16 protein-coding genes are annotated in these 18,139 nt (G+C 72.0%); 8 read left to right on the forward strand and 8 right to left on the reverse strand.

The window, feature by feature from the left end; genetic code table 11:
- Positions 1 to 65: 65 nt before the first annotated feature.
- Together OG798_RS10280 and OG798_RS10285 are read right to left on the reverse strand one after the other, a co-directional pair.
- On the reverse strand, positions 66 to 488 hold the full coding sequence (locus OG798_RS10280; RefSeq protein ID WP_095856251.1) for an SseB family protein: 423 nt from the start codon (positions 486 to 488) through the stop codon (positions 66 to 68).
- Between the two features lie 149 nt (positions 489 to 637).
- A complete protein-coding gene (locus OG798_RS10285; RefSeq protein ID WP_328756845.1) occupies positions 638 to 1,879 on the reverse strand; it encodes an acyl-CoA dehydrogenase family protein in 1,242 nt (413 codons plus the stop codon).
- A 266-nt stretch (positions 1,880 to 2,145) separates the two neighbouring features.
- Between OG798_RS10285 and OG798_RS10290 the strand changes: the two genes are divergently transcribed.
- A complete protein-coding gene (locus tag OG798_RS10290; RefSeq protein ID WP_328756846.1) occupies positions 2,146 to 3,408 on the forward strand; it encodes an alpha-L-fucosidase in 1,263 nt (420 codons plus the stop codon).
- 315 nt (positions 3,409 to 3,723) lie between these two features.
- Here the strand turns inward: OG798_RS10290 and OG798_RS56525 are convergent, their stop codons facing one another.
- On the reverse strand, positions 3,724 to 3,978 hold the full coding sequence (locus OG798_RS56525) for a DUF2180 family protein (RefSeq protein ID WP_095856247.1): 255 nt from the start codon (positions 3,976 to 3,978) through the stop codon (positions 3,724 to 3,726).
- A gap of 119 nt (positions 3,979 to 4,097) precedes the next feature.
- Here OG798_RS56525 and OG798_RS10295 point away from each other — a divergent pair, with 119 nt between their 5' ends.
- Positions 4,098 to 5,381, forward strand: a complete 1,284-nt coding sequence (locus OG798_RS10295; RefSeq protein WP_267061019.1) for a PP2C family protein-serine/threonine phosphatase — start codon at positions 4,098 to 4,100, stop codon at positions 5,379 to 5,381.
- A 27-nt stretch (positions 5,382 to 5,408) separates the two neighbouring features.
- Here the strand turns inward: OG798_RS10295 and OG798_RS10300 are convergent, their stop codons facing one another.
- Together OG798_RS10300 and lnt are read right to left on the reverse strand one after the other, a co-directional pair.
- Positions 5,409 to 5,882, reverse strand: coding sequence for an NUDIX hydrolase (locus OG798_RS10300; protein WP_121416994.1), 474 nt, complete (start codon positions 5,880 to 5,882; stop codon positions 5,409 to 5,411).
- Between the two features lie 40 nt (positions 5,883 to 5,922).
- Complete coding sequence (gene lnt, locus OG798_RS10305) at positions 5,923 to 7,551, reverse strand: apolipoprotein N-acyltransferase (RefSeq protein WP_121416993.1); 1,629 nt, start codon at positions 7,549 to 7,551, stop codon at positions 5,923 to 5,925.
- Positions 7,552 to 7,861: 310 nt separating this feature from the next.
- Between lnt and OG798_RS10310 the strand changes: the two genes are divergently transcribed.
- Entirely contained in the window at positions 7,862 to 8,878 is a 1,017-nt protein-coding gene (locus OG798_RS10310; RefSeq protein ID WP_328756848.1) for an O-antigen ligase family protein, read from the forward strand.
- A 12-nt stretch (positions 8,879 to 8,890) separates the two neighbouring features.
- Here OG798_RS10310 and OG798_RS10315 read toward each other — a convergent pair whose 3' ends face one another.
- Both OG798_RS10315 and OG798_RS10320 read right to left on the reverse strand, forming a co-directional pair.
- Positions 8,891 to 9,436 carry a hypothetical protein gene (locus OG798_RS10315; RefSeq protein WP_095856242.1) on the reverse strand — a complete coding sequence of 182 codons (546 nt, stop codon included), beginning with the start codon at positions 9,434 to 9,436 and terminating at the stop codon, positions 8,891 to 8,893.
- Between the two features lie 170 nt (positions 9,437 to 9,606).
- The gene (locus OG798_RS10320; protein ID WP_121416991.1) at positions 9,607 to 10,392 is read right to left on the reverse strand and encodes a glutamate racemase; all 786 of its coding nucleotides are present in this window, start codon (positions 10,390 to 10,392) and stop codon (positions 9,607 to 9,609) included.
- 58 nt (positions 10,393 to 10,450) lie between these two features.
- Between OG798_RS10320 and OG798_RS10325 the strand changes: the two genes are divergently transcribed.
- A complete protein-coding gene (locus OG798_RS10325) occupies positions 10,451 to 11,626 on the forward strand; it encodes a glycosyltransferase (protein ID WP_121416990.1) in 1,176 nt (391 codons plus the stop codon).
- Between the two features lie 60 nt (positions 11,627 to 11,686).
- Here the strand turns inward: OG798_RS10325 and OG798_RS10330 are convergent, their stop codons facing one another.
- On the reverse strand, positions 11,687 to 13,120 hold the full coding sequence (locus OG798_RS10330; protein WP_328756849.1) for a TerD family protein: 1,434 nt from the start codon (positions 13,118 to 13,120) through the stop codon (positions 11,687 to 11,689).
- A 302-nt stretch (positions 13,121 to 13,422) separates the two neighbouring features.
- On the opposite strand from OG798_RS10330, the gene OG798_RS10335 reads away from it, so the two are divergent.
- The 4 genes from OG798_RS10335 to OG798_RS10350 all read left to right on the forward strand — a co-directional run bounded on the left by OG798_RS10335 (position 13,423) and on the right by OG798_RS10350 (position 18,119).
- The gene (locus tag OG798_RS10335) at positions 13,423 to 13,866 is read left to right on the forward strand and encodes a DUF6643 family protein (RefSeq protein ID WP_075025618.1); all 444 of its coding nucleotides are present in this window, start codon (positions 13,423 to 13,425) and stop codon (positions 13,864 to 13,866) included.
- A 68-nt stretch (positions 13,867 to 13,934) separates the two neighbouring features.
- Positions 13,935 to 14,759: an MOSC domain-containing protein gene (locus tag OG798_RS10340; protein ID WP_328756850.1), complete on the forward strand. Its 825-nt coding sequence runs from the start codon at positions 13,935 to 13,937 to the stop codon at positions 14,757 to 14,759.
- Positions 14,760 to 14,919: 160 nt separating this feature from the next.
- Positions 14,920 to 15,525, forward strand: a complete 606-nt coding sequence (locus OG798_RS10345) for an Rv1733c family protein (RefSeq protein ID WP_267061024.1) — start codon at positions 14,920 to 14,922, stop codon at positions 15,523 to 15,525.
- 158 nt (positions 15,526 to 15,683) lie between these two features.
- The gene (locus OG798_RS10350) at positions 15,684 to 18,119 is read left to right on the forward strand and encodes a right-handed parallel beta-helix repeat-containing protein (RefSeq protein WP_328756851.1); all 2,436 of its coding nucleotides are present in this window, start codon (positions 15,684 to 15,686) and stop codon (positions 18,117 to 18,119) included.
- Positions 18,120 to 18,139: the final 20 nt, after the last annotated feature.

An 18,139-nucleotide genomic window follows, 5' to 3' on the forward strand; every position in this document is an offset into this window, starting at 1 on the left:
GGACGTCTTCAGCGCAACGGATCTCCTACGGCGCGAACGGGGCCCGCGGCCCGCACGTCGAACGGTCAGGCCCGCGGCCGGACCAACAGGGTACGAACGCCCTCGGAGGTGAGGGTCAGGCCGTTCGGTGAACTCGGGTCGATGGTGAGCGACAGATCACCGGTCGGCCATTGGGAGGCGAGCGCGCCCAGCGGAACCAGACGGTAGCGGGAGACGAACGGGAGCAGTTCGGCCATCGCCGGCTCCGAGGTGAACACCGGCACCACCTGCTCCCCGCCCGGCTGCTCCAGCACGGGCAGCGCCACGGCGGCGGGGTCGCGCACGTCCTCCTCGCTCGCGTCGTCCGGCACGGGGACCAGCACCTCGCTGTCGGCCAGGGTGTCCAGCGCCAGCGGGTTCTCGGTGTTCTCCGTGAGTGCCTTCAGTGCCTCCTGGGCCGGTGTCGTGGCCGTCGGCAGGTAGTGATGGTTGTTCGAGGGTGTGTCCATTGGCAGATCCCAGGTAGTGACGGACAGGCCGCCCGGGGCGGGACTCGCCCCGGGCGCGGCTCCTGTCGCGCGTACCCACTCGCGGCCGGGGCATTCCCCGCTCCTGCCCGCCGGCGCTCACGAGATCGAGAGACCGAGAGACCAGGGCATCAGGAGATCAGCGGGATGTCGTCCGACGGCAGGCCGAGGCGGTCGCGGCCGACACGGCGGGCCAGCGGTTCGGCCATCGTGGGGCCGAGGTGCGACCAGATCGTGGCGGCGTCCCGGAAGTAGCGCTGCATCCGCGCGCCGTCGCGGGCGTGCCGGGAGCCCGCCGTGCGGAAGAGGATGCCCTGGAGCGCGTCCCAGGCCAGGCGCCCGGCGGTGACGAAGACGAGCGCGAGCCGGTTGTCGACGGCGGTCGTGAAGGGAGCCCGGCCCGACACGTTGTCGCAGCAGGCCTCCATCCAGTCGTCGGCGGTGGCCCGCAGCGCCGCGTCCGCCGTACGGATCGCGGCCAGCGCCTCCCCCAGGTTGCGCTGGTAGTCGTGGAGGTCGGCGCGGGTGCGGCCGGGGTCCAGGACGAGCGGGCGTGCGGCGATGATCCGCGCGTACTCGTCGGCGGCCGCGTACGCGGTGCCGATCATGAGGGCGGCCAGCTCGCCGTGGAAGAAGCTCGCCGCGCGCCCCGCGTACATGGGATGGCCGTGCAGCTTCGAGCCGAGGGAGCCACCCTCGACGGGCAGGTCGAGCAGGCTCGCCTCCCGGGTGAAGTGGGCGGGGATGCGGGCCTCGTCGAAGCGGATGCTGTGGGAACCGCTGCCGCGCAGGCCGAGGACGTCCTGCCAGTCGTCGAGCAGGGTCCAGGCGGAGCGCGGCGCCACGAACAGCACGAGCGGCCCCGGTGGGTCCTCCGGCTTCTCGGGGGCGCGCAGGGTCTGACCGACGTAGTGGGTGGAGTAAGGGGAGCCGGAGGAATAGGACCAGGTGCCGTCGAGGATCACATGGCCGTCGCCGTCGGGCCGCGCCACCCCGACGGGGGTCGCGGTGGAGGCGGCCCGGAAGTCGCCCTCGTCGCCGAAGAGTTCGTCCTGTGTCTTCTCCTCGAAGACCGAGGCGACCTGGAGGACATGGGCGGCGGTGAGAGACAGGGCCCAGCCGGTGGAGGGACAACCGCGCGCGACCTCGGTCACGACGCGGTAGAAGGTCGGCAGGCCGAAGGCGTACCCGCCGTACCTGCGCGGCTGCAGCATCCGGTAGAAACCGGCGCGCAGGAACTCCTCGTGGGTGTCCTTGGGGTAGATCGTCAGCCGCTCGGTCTCCGGCTGCCGTTCGAGCAGCGCGGGCCGCATCGCCACGGCCCGCTCGATCACTTCGCGTTCGGTGAGTTCCGGTTCGGGAACGGCGATCACGGGGCCTCCTGACAGGCGGGACTGTCCGTACGTGCGGCGATACCAGTGATTGAACACGCAGATCCGCCACGGTGTACCACCGGATAACGCCAAGTACGAGGATCTGTACACCGGTTGAAGTGTCGGCCGGCCCGCCCGGGGGCGCGAGGAGAGCGCTTTTCTCACTCGTCGGCCAGGGCTTCGAGGCGATGGCCATGGTGAAAACGAACCAGTGATGGTGACCGGAGCCCACGCGCCCCGCGGGCCCCGCCGCCTAGCGTGGCCTCATGCCGATGCAACCCTGGTTTCCCGACGCCAAGCTGGGCGTCTTCATCCACTACGGTGTCTACGCCGTGGGCGGAGCGGCCGAGTCCTGGTCGTTCTACACGGGTGAGATGACCCACGAGCAGTACATGAAACAGCTCGAAGGCTTCACCGCGTCGAAGTACGATCCGGACGCCTGGGCCGCGCTGTTCGCCCGCATCGGCGCCCGGTACGCGGTCCTCACCACCAAGCACCACGACGGCATCGCCCTCTGGGACACCGGCCACCGCAGTCTCGACGTCGTCCGGAACACCCCGGCCGGCCGGGACCTGGTCACGGATTTCGTCGACGCGCTGCGCGAGCGGGGGCTGAAGGTCGGGCTCTACTACTCGCACTCCGACTGGAACCACCCCGACTACCCCAGCATCCGGCACGTGAGGCCGGGTGAATCGCCGAGTCCCTACTCGCACGCCGAGCCCGGCAAGGAGGACCCGGCCGCCTGGGAGCGCTACCTCGCCTACCGCGACGGCCAGGTCGGCGAGTTGATGGACCGTTTCCGCCCCGACCTGCTCTGGTTCGACGGCGAGTGGGAGCGCACCGAGGAGCAGTGGCGGATGGACGAGCTCGCCGAGCTGATCCTCGCGGGCAACCCCGACGCCGTCCTCAACGCGCGGATGCTCAGCCACGGCGACTACGCCACCCCCGAGCAGGGCACCCCGCTGCAGGCCCCTCAGGGCCCGTGGGAGCTGTGTCTGACGATCAACGACTCGTGGAGCTACCGGCCGCAGGACCGCGACTTCAAGTCGGTGCGCCAGCTGGTGCGCTACTTCACCGAGACGATCGGCATGGGCGGCAATCTGCTGCTCGGCGCCGGGCCCCGCGAGGACGGGACCATCCCCGAGGAGCAGATCGAACGCCTGGAGGGGCTCGGCGCCTGGATCGGACGGCACACGGACGCGGTGTACGGGACGGTCGCCGGGCTGCCCGCCGGGCACCACTACGGTCCCAGCACCCTCTCCGCCGACCGGCGCACGCTGTACCTGATCTGCTTCGACGCACCCCGTGACAACGTCTCGCTGCGCGGCCTGCGCAACGAGGTCAAGCGCGTCACGGTCCTGGGCACCGGCACCCAACTGGGCCACCACGTCACCGGCGGCCTCGACGCCGTCCCGGGCGTCACCTGGATCGACGCGCCCGCCGCGGCCGACCTCGACGAGTACGCCACCGTCCTCGCCGTCGAGCTGGAGGGCGAGCTGGACCTCTACCGGGGCACCGGCCGCGACTGACGGAGGCACCGCGTCAAGGGAGTGCGGCGGCAGAACGGGGTGCGCACCCAGTCGGCGTTGGTCCGACCCGGGACGGTCACCACACCGCCGAGGACGACGTGGCGCAGCCGCCCGCACGTCCGCCGGGCCGACGCGGTGATCGCTGCGGTGGTGCTGACCGTGGACGTACCTTCCCGGTGTACTCGCCGTTCGCTCAGGGAGAGGGCGGAACGGCCCACCGGGATGCCTGGGGGCGGTGGCTGTTCAGGTGACGTTCAGGTCGGGGGACGGACGCCGCGGCTCACACCGTGGGGCGCGGCCGGTGCGCTGCCGGAGTCAGCTCGTTTCCGCCGCGCGGCAGGCTCCGCACGTGATGTGGCGGGCCGGCTTCTCGTGGGTGGCCCGGCCGGTTCCGGTGATGTCCTGGGTCGGCGGGTGACTTTCGTGCACATGTGTGCGACAGAGCGCTGCGCCGCAGCGGATGCATACGGCGACCGCGGGACCGGGGGTGCCGGGGCAGTCGTAACAGTTCATGTCCTCACCTCGTTGTTCTTTGGTGAGCACGGCCCTGTTGGGGGCGCTGTGATCCATCCTCCATCATCCTTGCGAACATCGCCTGGCAAGAGAACCCGGCCACGAGCCGTGCGCTCGGGCGGGCGGGAAACGGTCACCGTGTCGCATCGGACCAGGGGGCGGAGTAGACATGGGACATGAGTGACAGTGATGCGCCGGCCGAAAGAGGCGGCCGGGGCATCGGCATCGACTACGCGGAGGTCTTCCGGGCCCTGCCCAGTCCCGTGCTGCTGCTCACGCCCGACATGGTGGCGGTCGACGCCAATCGGGCCTACGAGAGGGTCTCCGGACGGAGCCTCGCGGAGTTGGTCGGCCGGTGCGTCTTCGACGTGTTTCCCGACAACCCCACCGACCCCCGGGCCAGTGGTGCTCAGGCGCTGCGCGCCTCGCTGGAGCGGGTGGTGGCCACCGGCGGGCCGGACAGCATGGCCCTGCAGAAGTACTCCGTGGACCTGCCCGAACGGCCCGGCGTGTTCGAGGAGCGCTACTGGAGCACCGTCAACATCCCTCTCCTCGACGCCGACGGCCGGGTGTCACTCATCGTCCACCGCGTCGAGGAGGTCACCGCGCTGATACGCGCCCGGCGGGCGCTCGGCGCCGCTCCGGAGGTGCCCCTCACCGTCGAGGACGCGATGACCGCCGATCTGCTGAACCGCTCCCTGGAACTGGAGGAACTCAACGAGGAGTTGCGCAAGGCCCACGCCCGCGCGCACGAGGTCGCCGTCACCCTGCAGCGCGCCATGCTGCCGAGTACGACGCTGCCGGACCGACCCGGGGTGGCCGTGCGCTACCGGCCCGCGACCAGCTTCCTCAACGTGTGCGGCGACTGGTACGACCTGATCGACCTCGACGCGCGACGGCTGGCCGTGGCGGTCGGTGACGTGGTGGGGCACGGTCTGGAGGCGGCCGGGACCATGGGCCAGCTGCGCAGCGCCCTGAGCGCGGCGATCCGCGCCACCGGGCGGCCCGCCACCGCCCTCACCACCCTCGCGGCGCACGCCTACACCGTCGACGGCGCGCTCGCGACGACCGCCGTCCAGGTCGTCATCGACCGCACCGCCCTCACCGTCACCTACAGTCGCGCCGGGCATCCGCCGCCTCTGCTGGCCCACGGCGACGGCTCCGTCGAGGTGCTGGACTCAGCCACCGACCCGCCCCTGGGAGCGGGCGACGACTCCCTTCCCCGCTGCGAGTCGACGGTGGGCTACGGTCCCGGGAGCACCCTCGTCCTCTACACCGACGGTCTGATCGAGCGGCGGGGCGAGGACATCTACGCCGGTCTGGACCGCCTCGCCCACAGCGTCGAACGCCATCACCTGCTCGGCCCCGAACTCCTCGCCGACGCCGTGCTGGCCGATCTCGTCCCCGCACCTCGGCGCGGCCCCGACGACGACATCGCGCTCGTCGTCGTCCGGCTGTGAGCCGTCCGGCCCCCGGTCCCCCCGCCCTCAGGTCGCGGGGTCGAACCACGTGGGCGCGTCCGACAGGGCCTGCTTGATCCGGAACATCGCGAACTCGTTCAGCTCGGGCAACGCGTCGACCGCGAACCAGCCGACGTCCAACGACTCGTCGTCGTTGACCCTCGCCTCACCGCCGACGGCCCGGCACCGGAACGTGGTGTCCATGTACTGGCAGGTGTCGCCGTTCTCGTAGGTGACCCGCTCCAGGGCCTGGACCAGCACCACGCGCTCGACGACGCAGCGCACGTTGGTCTCCTCGAACACCTCCCGCACGGCGCAGGCCGCGGGCTGCTCGCCCGGGTCCGGAATGCCGCCGATGATCGACCACTTCCGGGTGTCGGTGCGCCGGCCCAGCAGCACTCTGCCCTCGTCGTCGAAGACGATGGCGGTGACTCCGGGGAGCCAGAGCAGCTGGTGGCCGGCCGAGGCCCGGATGGTGCGGATGAAGTCAGGAGTAGCCATGGAGCGACCCTAACGGCCGGATTCCGTCATCCGGCCGGGGTCAGGCGAGATCGCCAGGAACGGCGCCGTTGCGGCGCCCGCGGACCACCGTCGTACCCGCCCAGCCGAGACCGCCCACCGCGACCGCCACCAGCAGCATCTCCGGCAGGATGCCGAGCCGCGTGGCGGGGGTCTCGGAGGAGCGCAGCGGCACCTTCTGGACCAGCGAGTCCGCCACGAACATCCCGGTCCGCTGGGTGATCCTCCCGTCCGGCATGATCACGGCGCTGACGCCGCTGGTCACCGGCACCGTGACGGTACGGCTGTGCTCGACGGCGCGGACGCGGGACATGGCGAGCTGCTGATAGGTCATCTCGCTGCGGTCGAAGGTCGCGTTGTTGCTCGGCACCGAGATCAGCTGCGCGCCGTCGGTCACGGTGCTGCGCACGGCCCAGTCGAAGGCGGCCTCGTAGCAGGTGACCAGCCCGACCCTGGAGCCGTCCATGGTGAACACGCCCGGCTTGTGGCCCCGGCTGAAGTCCTGGCGGACCATCGAGGTCCAGTTCTTGTTGATCGCGCCGAGCAGTGAACGCAGCGGAAGGTACTCGCCGAAGGGCTGGACCTGTCGCTTGTCGTACGTGTCGAGGGGGCCCTTGACCGGGTCCCACAGGATCTGCTCGTTGTAGAGCTTGCCGTCGCGCTCCACGACGCCACCGACCGAGATGGGCGCGCCGATGGCCTTGGCGGCGTTGTCGATCACGAGGCGGGCGTCGGCGTTGGTGAAGGGGTCGACGTCGGAGGAGTTCTCCGGCCACAGCACGAAGTCGGGCCGGGCGACCTTGCCCGCCTTCACCTCGGCGGCCAGCCGCTCGGTCTCCCGGGCGTGGTAGTCGAGCACCGCGCGCCGCTGGGCATTGAAGTCGAGACCCGCGCGCGGCACATTGCCCTGGATGACGGCGACGGTCGCCGTGCCGTTCTCGGCCTTGTCGCTCACCAGCGACCGCGCCGCGAGCGCCCCGACCACGGGGACGGCAACGCTCAGCAGCGCCGCCGCGGCGGCCCCTCGGCGTACGACACCGGTGCGCCGGCCCTCGACGACCTGGCGTACGACCTCGTACAGCCCGAAACCGCAGAGCACGACCGCGAAGCCGAGCACCGGGGTGCCGCCCACCGCGGCCAGCGGAAGGAAGATGCCGTCCGCCTGGCCGAAAGCGACTTTGCCCCAGGGGAAGCCGCCGAACGGCGCACGCGCGCGTGCCGCCTCGCCCGCGATCCAGACCGCCGCCGCCCACAGCGGCCAGCCGGGCAGCCGGGAGACAAGGGTGATGCCCGCGCCGACGAGCGCCACGTACACCGCTTCCACTGCGACGAGTGCCACCCACGGGCCGGGGCCGACCTCGACACCGGTCCACACGAGCAGCGGCAGCAGGAAGCCGAGGCCGAACAGATAGCCGAGCCCGAGGCCCGCCTTCCAGGAGCGACCGCGCAGAAGCCAACCGAAGACCGCGAAGGCCGGCAGGGCCAGCCACGAGACGGTGCGCGGCGGGAAACTGACGTAGAGCAGCACTCCGGAGAGCGCCGCGGCGGCGGCCGGAGCGTATCGCCGAGCCAGTCTGGCCCCGCGCGATGCGGGCGCGGCCTGGGGTTCGAGCTGATCCGGCTCGTCTACGGAAGTTGCGGTGGCGGTCACCCGGGGAGTGTACGGCGCGTGACCTGGGCGCCGACAGCACGGTCCGCACCCTGAACCTCCCGGCGCCCGGGGGTCGTCCGTCCGCTCCGCGGACCGTCGCGTGCCCGCCTGACGCACCGTTCCTGCGCAACTCATCCACAAACCGGCGCATCAGCCGTTACGGTGTGCCCGAGCCTCTGACGTGCGGCCGGATGCGGCCGTGGCGGTCGGGGCCCGGCACAGGTCGGGGGGCGACGGGGTGGGGTCCACGGGGATGAGGTCTGCGGCCGGTTCGGCGGCCGAAGGCGAGAGACGAAACGTTTCGGACGCCATGGGTGTGATCGTGCTCGGGGCCTGCGCGGTGTGGGCCCTGATCACGGCGACCGCGCACGACGGGCGGCCCGAGGGCGTGCTCCTGGCCGTGCTCGCCGTGGCAGCCGGGTATGCCTCGGGCCGGATCCTCGGCGCTCTCCTGCCGGTCGCGGCGCCGTGTGCCGGGGCCCTCGCCGGACTGGGCCTCGCGCTCACCGCCGCGCACACCACCCCGGGCCCGCAGCTCACGACGCCACTCGGGCACGGCGGCGCCACGGCCGCACTGCTCGCCCTGTCCACCGGTGCGGCGTGCTGCGCGGCCTGGGCGGCACGCAGCCCTGCGCAGCGGCTCGCGCTGCGTCTGCTCGCCGTCGGGATCGTGGTGAGCGCGGCGGTGCTCGGCTCGACCACGGGATGCGCCGCCGGCGCCGGGGTGCTGCTGTGCTCGCTCGCCGCCGACCGCATGCGCCGCCGCGCCCTCGGACTCGGGGGTCTCGCGCTCGCCGCGGCGCTGGTGACGGGCGCGACCTGGGCGGTCGCGGAGAACGTGCTTCCGGACGGTCTGACCGCTTCCCTGGAGGGGCAGCTCACCGAGCACCGGGTCCTGCTCTGGCGCGACGCGCTCCACCTGGCCGGACACCATCCCGCCCTCGGCGTGGGGCCCGGGCGGTACGGGGAACTCAGTCCGACGGTCGCGCAGTCGCTGCCGCCCGACGGCAAGCCCCACTCGGCACCCTGGCAGCAGGCGGCCGAACAGGGTCTGGTCGGCGTCGCGCTGCTCGCCGCGGTCTTCTGCTGGGTCCTCCATTCACTGTGGCGTTCGCCGCGGTCCACGACGATCGCGCTGACGGCGGGCGCGGCCCTCACGGCGCTGGCCGTGATCGCCTCGCTGGGCAACGCGCTGAGCTTCACCACGGTGACGGCGGGTGCGGGGCTGCTCGCGGGGCTCGCGACGGCACGACCCCTGGCCGACGAGGACCTGGAGAGCGTCCTGAACACGGGAGACCAAACCCCGAGGAACCGGCTGGAGCCGTGATCTCCGCGCCGCTCAGATGACCGCGCCGGGCGTGGCCGGCCGCAGCCGGTCCCGGATGATCCGGACCATCGCCTCCGCGTTGTCCACCGTGATGGTGAACGTGTGTCCGTCGCCGAGCTGCAGCACCACGCCCTCGCCGCGCCGGACGATGACCGCGGTGCCCTTGTCGGGACGCCAGCGATAGCCCCAGCCGCCCCACTGCCGCGGGGTGACCCGGGGGGCGAAGTCGGCGCCGACGACACTCGAGAGCGGAATACGTCGGCGGGGCAGACCGATGTGGCCGCACCGGACTTCGAGGCAGTCCTTGTCGACCTTCACGGCGACATGCACGAAGGCGAGCGTGCCGAACATGATGAGCAGTCCCGCCGCGATGCACCCGACGACGGACATGGCCAGTGCCGCGACACCCGACGTCCACGTCGAGTCGACGGCCAGTTCGACACCCAGCGCGATACAGGCGGCCCCGCCTATGGCGGGCAGCCACTGGACGCGATTGGTCGCACTCCCGGTCCAGACTTCGGGGTGCGAGAAGTTTTCGCGGCGGAGGTGGTCCCTCATGTTTAAGAGACTACTCAGGTTCCGCACCGCGGGCACCGGGTCGCGAAGGGTCACTGCTCCGGGTGGGCGCGCGGCGCACGCGGGGCGTTCGGGCGGTGACGGACGGTCGCCGTTCGCAGGCCTCCGCCCGGCGGCCGTGGTGACGGACGGTCGCCGCTCGGCGGCACCAGTCAGTGGGCGGGGCTTACCGCCTGAAGAAGGCGGCCTTCCTCGTACGCCAGCGCGGTCGCCGACAGGCCGCCCTCGCTGCCGCTGAGGAGCACGGTGAGGGAGCCCTCGGCGGGGGCCGCCGGGTCCGGGAGCTCGCCGATCCTGCGCAGTGCCTGCGCGGCGACCGCCCCGGCGGAGCCATGCAGCGCGAGCGGTGGGAGGCCGGGCTGCTGCACGGCCGTACGGATGCGTTCGGCGACCAGCTCGTAATGGGTGCAGCCCAGGACGACGGCCCTTACATCGCGGGGGGTGCGCTCGGCCGCCGCTGCGATCGCGGCGTCGATGCCCTCCTGGTCACCGTGCTCCACGGCGTCGGCGAGCCCGGGGCAGGCCACTTCGGTCACGGGCACCCCCGCGGCGAACTCGCCGATGAGCCCGCGCTGATAGGGGCTCCCGGTGGTGGAGGGCGTGGCCCAGATCGCGACGGGTCCCCCACCGGCCGCGGCCGGCTTGATCGCCGGGACCGTGCCGATCACGGGCACCTCCGGCTCCAGACGGGCGCGCAGCGCCGACAGGGCTCGCACGGAGGCGGTGTTGCAGGCGACGATCAGGGCGTCGGGACGGTACTGCGCGGCGGCCTCGGCGACGGCGAGGGCGCGGGCGGTCACGTCCTCAGGCGTACGCGGTCCCCAGGGCATGCTGCCGGGGTCCGAGGAGAGCACGAGATCGGCGTCCGGCCGCAGTCGACGTACCGCGGCGGCAGCAGCTAGCAGTCCGATTCCGGAGTCCATGAGCGCGATCTTCACCCGGTCACCATAGACGATCCGCCCCGACGGACCCCCGGGGTGGGGCAGACTGCGACGAGTGAGTGCCGTCGCGTGGACCGCCGTGGGATCACTGGCCGCCTGGCTGTGGCTGCTGCTCGGGCAGGGCTTCTTCTGGCGTACGGATCTGCGGCTGCCGCCGCGTCGGGAACCGGACGACTGGCCGTCCGTCTGCGTCGTCGTACCGGCGCGCGACGAGGCCGCCGTGCTGCCCGAGAGCCTGCCCTCGCTGCTCGCCCAGGACTATCCGGGGCGCGCCGAGATCTTCCTCGTCGACGACGGCAGCTCGGACGGCACCGGGGAGCTGGCCCGTGAGCTCGCCCGCACGCACGGCGGGCTGCCGCTCACCGTCGACTCGCCCGGGGAGCCGCCCGCGGGCTGGACCGGCAAGCTCTGGGCCGTGCGTCATGGCATCGGCCTGGCACGCGCGCGTGGCCCCGAATACCTGCTGCTGACGGACGCGGACATCGCGCACGCGCCGGACAGCCTGCGGACGCTGGTCGCCGCGGCGCGCACCGGCGGCTTCGACCTGGTCTCGCAGATGGCCCGGCTGCGGGTGGAGAGCGTGTGGGAGCGGCTCGTCGTCCCCGCCTTCGTCTACTTCTTCGCACAGCTCTATCCCTTCCGGTGGATCGCGGTGAAGGACTCACGGACGGCGGCCGCGGCGGGCGGCTGCGTACTGCTGCGCGCGGACGCCGCCGAGCGGGCGCGGATTCCGGACGCCATCCGGCACGCCGTCATCGACGACGTGTCGCTCGCGAGGGCGGTCAAGGGGAGCGGGGGTCACATCTGGCTGGGGCTGGCCGAGCGGGTCGACAGCGTGCGTCCCTATCCCCGGCTGCACGACCTGTGGCGCATGGTCTCGCGCAGCGCGTACGCCCAGCTGCGGCACAACCCGCTGCTGCTCCTCGGTACGGTCCTCGGCCTCGCCGTGGTGTACCTGGTGCCGCCGGTCGCCCTCTTCACGGGTCTCTTCTCCGGGCATACGGGGATCGCGGCGGCCGGCGGGCTCGCGTGGCTGCTGATGACGGCGACGTATCTGCCGATGCTGCGCTACTACCGGCAGCCCGTGTGGCTCGCCGCGTCGCTGCCGGTGACCGCGTTCCTGTACCTCCTCATGACGGTCGATTCCGCGGTGCAGCACTACAGGGGGCGCGGCGCGGCCTGGAAGGGCCGCACCTACGCGCGCCCGGACACCGCGCTCGACGAGCGCTGACCGGGCACTTCCTGTGGGTCATTTCCTGCGAGCCACTTTCGCTGGGTCGCTTCCTGTGGGTCACTTCCTGCCGGGGGTCCAGTTCATGCCCCACCCGTAGACGCGGTCCACCGTGCGCTGCGGGCTCACGCCGCGCTCGGGGACGAGGTAGCGGGCTTCACGCTGGACGATCAGGTCGCCGCCGTTGTTGGTGATGAGGGCGAGGGCGCAGACCGTCGAGGGCACCGTGCACTCGTCGAGCGAAAAGTCGACGGGGGCGCCGTTCAGCGGTTGCAGGGTGACCGTGGCATGCAGGTCGGCGAACGAACGCGCCCCTTCATAGATGGTGACGAAGATGAGGATGCGCCGGAAACTCTGCTTGTGGTCGAGGTTGACGGTGAGGTTCTCGCCGCTCGCCACGGCACCGGTGCGGTCGTCGCCGTCGAGGTGGATGTACGGCGGCTGGTGCAGCGCCCCGAAGGCGTTGCCGAGCGCCTGGACGACTCCCTTGCGGCCGTCGGACAGCTCGTACAGGGCGCAGAGGTCGAGGTCGAGGTCCCTGTGCGCCGCGACGGCCCGGCCCCGCTTGCTGCCCCACCCCGAGAACTGCTTGCGCACCTGCCAGTTGAGGTTGACCCGCATGGCGCCGGACGTGCCGCCCTGCTTGGTCAGCGAGACCGAGGGCGCCTCCTTGGTGAGCGTGACCTTGGAGAGGCGGACCGGGGCCGCGGGCCGGGCGGGCGGCGGAGCCATGGCGGGGGGCGAGACGGTGACCGGCGGTGCGGTGACGGGCGGTGCGACGGGCGGGGGCATGTTCACCGGTGGCCCGACCGGCGGCGGACCGGCCACACGTGTACCGGGCGCGGGCGGCATGGCGGCGGGGGGTGTGGGGCCGGGCGGTGCGGGCGCAGGCGGTGCGGGGACGACCGGCGCGGTGGCGGTCGGCGCGGGCTGAGACGGGGGCGATGCCGCGTGCTGCGGCTCGTCCACCGTGATTCCGTAGTCCTTCGCCAGCCCTTCCAGTCCGCTGCCGTACCCCTGCCCGACCGCGCGGAACTTCCAGGCACCCTGGCGCCGGTAGAACTCGCCGAGCACGAAGGCGGTCTCGACGGTCGCGTCCTTGCTGTCGAAGCGCGCGATCTCCGTGCCCTGCCCCGCGTCGAGCACGCGGATGTACAGACCGGGCACCTGCCCGAAGGTGCCGCCGTCCGCGGAGGCGGCCAGCACCACGGTCTCGATGGCGCCCTCCACGCGCGCGAGGTCGACGAACAGGGTGTCGGTCACCTGACCGCCGTCGCCCCGCTTGCCCTCGTGCCGCACAGCGCCGGAGGGGTGTGCCGGCTGGTTGTAGAACACGAAGTCGCCGTCGGAGCGGACCTTTCCGGAGACCAGCAACAGCGCGGAAGCATCCGCGTCGGGGACCCCGGGCCCCGAACGCCACCCCATTTCGACGCGCAACCCACGCGTCGGCACAGGAACATTCGAACCTTTAGGCATTGTCATGTCCGCCCCCATCACGTGTCACCGCGCCAGGCCGCGCCTCGGGCCGTCCCTCGGGCCCTTTCCCAACCAACCTATTCCCCCAAGGCGGAGAACTCCTGTGCGGTGCCCCGGAAGATCGAACGAGGGGCCTCGAACACTGCTGGCCAACCACCGGTAACCCCCTCGGAACTCGGCCTTTACGCGATCTGAACCCGATTTGGCGCCCTTTTTTGCCGAGTTCGCTCGCATTGGGGATCCCGCGTCACTGCCGACACGGAAAACAACCCTCTTATCGGTCTCCCCAACCAGCACATCGTGGGCTTAACTTATGTGCCATGACCTCCCCCCGCTCCACCTATGGCGGCGGTTACTACTCCGCGCCGTCCTTCCCGGACACCCCGATCTACGACTCCCTGGTCGCCGAGCGGGGCACTCCCCAGATCGCCCCGATCCGGGTTCCCGCCGCCTACGACACGGGCAGCAGCTACCTTCCCGCGCTCCCCTCGGCACTTCCCGCCCTGCCCGCGGGACCCTCGCAGCAGGCCCCCATGTACGGCGGCTACCCGCAGGCCCAACAGCCCGCACCGCTGCAGCAGGCCCCGGCTCCGTACATCCCGCAGCAGGCCGGCGCCCCGCGCGGCTACCCGGGACCCCAGCAGCAGCCGCAGCGCCCGATGGCGGCCGGCACCGGCTACGAGGCCATGCGCCCCGCGGCTCCCCGCCCCGCCCCGGCTCCGTACCAGGACCCGTACAACAACCAGCAGTACCGCGGGTACTGAGGGGCTGAGGTAGGCGGGCACCGCGGCATTCGGACCGGAATGTCGGTGCCCGCTGGCACGATGGAGTCATGGGGAATGCGGAGCTGCACTCGATCCATGTCCATCCGGTCAAGGCCTTCCGGGCTCTCTCGCCCAGGGAGGCCGTCGTGGAGCCCTGGGGGCTGGCCGGAGACCGACGTTGGGTACTGATCGACGACGGGGGAAAGGTCGTCACCCAGCGTCAGCAACCACGGCTGGCACTGGCCGCCGCCGAGCTGCTGCCCGGCGGCGGCATTCGCCTGTCCGCGCCCGGCCGTGAGCCGCTGACCGTCCACGTGCCCCGGCCGGTCGGCACGACGCCGCTGGATCTCTTCGGCAGCAAGGTGGAGGCGGTCCTCGCCGACGCGGACGCGCACGCCTGGTGCAGTGACTATCTGGGGACCCAGGTCCGTCTCCTGCACATGGACGACCCCGCCACGCGCAGGCCGGTCGACCCGGACTACGCGCGTCCGGGCGAGACCGTCAGCTTCGCCGACGGCTATCCCCTGCTGGTCACCACGCTCGCCTCGCTGGACGCGCTCAACTCCTTGATCGCGCAGGGCGACCGCGCCGACGAGGGCCCCCTCCCGATGAACCGATTCCGGCCGAACGTGGTGGTGGCGGGCACGACGGCATGGGCCGAGGACGGCTGGCGGCGGATCGCCATCGGCGAGGTCTCCTTCCGGGTGCCCAAGATGTGCGGCCGCTGCGCCGTGACCACCACCGACCAGGACACCGCCCAGCGCGGCAAGGAGCCGCTGCGCACACTCGGACGCCACCGCCGCTTCGGCTCCCAGCTCGTCTTCGGACAGAACCTGGTGCCGGAGTCCCGGGGCACGGTGCGGATCGGCGATCCGGTCACGGTCCTCGAATGACCCGCCCGCGGGAACCCGGGCCCCGGGCACGGTCGTTGAGACTGTGTGAGAAGTTCATGAAAGACCCGTGGGAAGGGTGATTTCGCTCTCTCTTTCCCGGGGCTCGCCTATGAACGGCTCCGCCGGGGGTTATCACGGAGGCGAAAGGGGGTGCGGGACGGTGCGAGCTATCGGCGGACTCTGGCGTTGGCGGCACAATCCGCTGCGCCGCACGACCGATCTGGTCGAGGCATGGCTGGCCCTGCTGGCCGTCCTGCTGATCCTCACCCTCGCGCCCCTGCTCGGCGCCCTCACCGGAGCGACGGCCGAGGACGCCCTCCAACAGGCCGTTCGGGACCAGCACCTGGCCCGCCACGAAGTGACGGCCACCGTGGTCGGCAAGGCGGCCCGGGCCCCGCTGGACCCCGATCCCGAGGCCTCGTCGGCGCAGGATCCGCACAGCCGTGTGCTCGCCGACTGGACCGCTCCGGACGGCACGGCGCATCACGGCAAGGTGATAGCCGCCCTCAAGTCACCGCACAAGGGCGACCACTTCACGCTCTGGACCGACGAGCACGGTGACATAGTCGCCCGCCCGCTGGATCCGGCCACCGCGACGACGCACGCCGTGCTGGCGGGCATCGGCGCGGCCCTGCTCACCGCGGGGCTCCTCGACAGCGGCAGACGTCTGATCGTGTGGCGCATGGTCCTTCGCCGGTACGCCCGTTGGGATCAGGCATGGGACAGGGCGGGCCCGGACTGGGGCAGGACGGGCACCGGCAGCTGACCGCCTTCCGGCTCCGGTCAACCCACCGTGCCCGCGCACGCTACGGTGGACCGACCGAATCGTTCGGCACCGTCGTGAGAAGCTGTTCTTGATCGCGACGGGATTTCAGCACGGCCTCGCAGGACCCGCGTACGACGAGGTGGGGGCACTACAGCGCCATGGCACAGGGCACGGTCCAGGTGACGCACACCGGCACCTCGCGGTGGCGGCGCCGCACAGGAGAGTACGCATCGCTGGCCGCCGCCCTGGAGGCCGCGGCCGACGGGGACGTGCTCACCGTCGCACCCGGCACCTACCGGGAGAATCTCGTGGTCCAGCGCGCGGTGACGCTGCGCGGCCCGGAGGGCTCCCCCGGCTCCGTGCGCATCGCGCCGGTGGACGGAGTGCCGCTGACCGTGCGCGCCTCGGCCGTGGTCCAGGACCTGTACGTGGAGGGCCAGGACTCGGCGGCGCCCGCGCTGCTCGTCGAGGAGGGCACCCCGGAGCTCCTCGACATGCGGATCGTCACGCGCTCCGCGGCCGGCATCGAGGTGCGCGGCGGCGCCCGTCCGACCGTGCGGCGCTGCACGGTCGACAATCCGGCGGGCGTCGGCATCGCCGTACTCGACGGCGGCGGTGGCGTGTTCGAGGAATGCGAGGTCGTCGCGGCCGGACAGTCCGGCATCGCGGTCCGCGGCGGCGCGCATCCCCGTCTGGAGCGCTGCCGGGTGCACCACGCCTCCGGCGCGGGCCTGTCGGTGACCGGCGAGAACTCCTCGCTCGAGGCGGTCGGTTGCGAGGTGTACGAGGTCAAGGGCTCCGGTGTGCAGATCACCGCGCGCGCCGCGGCCCATCTCACCGACTGCGATGTGCACCGCACGACGTCGGACGGCGTCACCCTGGACACGGACGCCGTGCTCACGCTCGCCGACTGCCGCATCCACGACATCCCGGAGAACGCGGTGGACCTGCGTTCCCGCTCGGTCCTCACCCTGACCCGCACCACCGTCCGGCAGTTCGGACGCAACGGCCTGTCGGTCTGGGACCCGGGCACGCGCGTGGACGCCAACCAGTGCGAGATCTTCGACAGCACGGGCGACTACCCCGCGGTGTGGGTCAGCGACGGCGCGACCGCGGTGCTCGAGTCCTGCCGGGTGCACGACGTGCCCGACGCCCTGTTCGTCCTCGACCGCGGTTCACGCGTGGACGTCGTCGACAGCGACCTCTCCCAAGTGCGCAACACCGCCGTCTCGGTGAGCGACGGCGCGACGGCGCAGCTCGACGACTGCCGTATCCGCGACGCCGCGACGGGCGCCTGGTTCCGTGACCACGGAAGCGGCGGCACCCTGTCCGGCTGCACCGTGGACGGCACCCAGACCGGCGTGATCGTCACCAAGGGCGCCGACCCCACCCTCGAGCGCTGCACGGTCGACTCCCCCGCGGAGGCCGGTTTCTACGTGTCGGCGGGTGGCCGCGGCAGCTTCCACAACTGCCGGGTGACAGGCAGCGGGGGCTACGGCTTCCATGTCATCGACGGCTGCCGGGCGACGCTGAAGAAGTGCCGTACGGAGCGCTGCGCACGTGGGGGTTACGAGTTCGCCGACGGCGGCAACACACCGGGCGGCGGCCCGATCGTCGAGGACTGCACGAGCGACGAGAGCGCCGGAGTGCGCCCCCCGGCGCACGAGACGGCCGTACAGACGTCCAACCCGTCCTCGGGCCTGCTCGGCGCGATCCCGGGCCAGCGCAGCACCGAGCAGGAGCCGCTCGTCACCGCCTCGGAGCTCGAGCCCGCGCAGCCGGCCCGTACCTCGAAGGTCGTCCTCGGCGAACTCGACGGGCTGGTGGGCCTGGACAGCGTCAAGCGCGAGGTGCGCGCCCTCACCGACATGATCGAGGTGGGCCGCCGCAGACAGTTGGCGGGTCTCAAGGCCGCCTCCGCCCGCCGCCACCTGGTCTTCACCGGCTCCCCCGGCACCGGCAAGACGACGGTCGCCCGGCTGTACGGCGAGATCCTGGCCTCGCTCGGTGTCCTGGAGAAGGGGCACCTGGTCGAGGTGTCCCGCGTCGACCTGGTGGGCGAGCACATCGGCTCCACGGCGATCCGCACCCAGGAGGCGTTCGACCGGGCGCGCGGCGGTGTCCTGTTCATCGACGAGGCGTACGCGCTGTCGCCGGAGGACTCGGGCCGCGACTTCGGCCGCGAGGCCATCGACACGCTCGTGAAGCTGATGGAGGACCACCGGGACGCGGTCGTCGTGATCGTCGCGGGCTACACGGCCGAGATGGAGCGCTTCCTCTCCGTCAACCCCGGTGTGGCGTCCCGCTTCTCACGGACCATCACCTTCAGCGACTACGTCCCCGAGGAGCTGCTGCGGATCGTGGAGCAGCAGGCCGAGGAGCACGAGTACAGCCTGGCGCCCGGCGCGCCCGAGGCGCTGCTGAAGTACTTCACGGCCATCCCCAAGGGCCCGGCGTTCGGCAACGGCCGTACCGCGCGGCAGACCTTCGAGGCGATGGTCGAGCGGCACGCGGGGCGGGTCGCCCAGCTCGACGAGCCGAGCACGGACGACCTCACGCTGCTCTACCCCGAGGACCTGCCGGAGCTGCCCTGAGCCTCGCCCCGTGGACGTGC

It is taken from the genome of Streptomyces sp. NBC_00271, from assembly GCF_036178845.1.
Classification (GTDB): domain Bacteria; phylum Actinomycetota; class Actinomycetes; order Streptomycetales; family Streptomycetaceae; genus Streptomyces.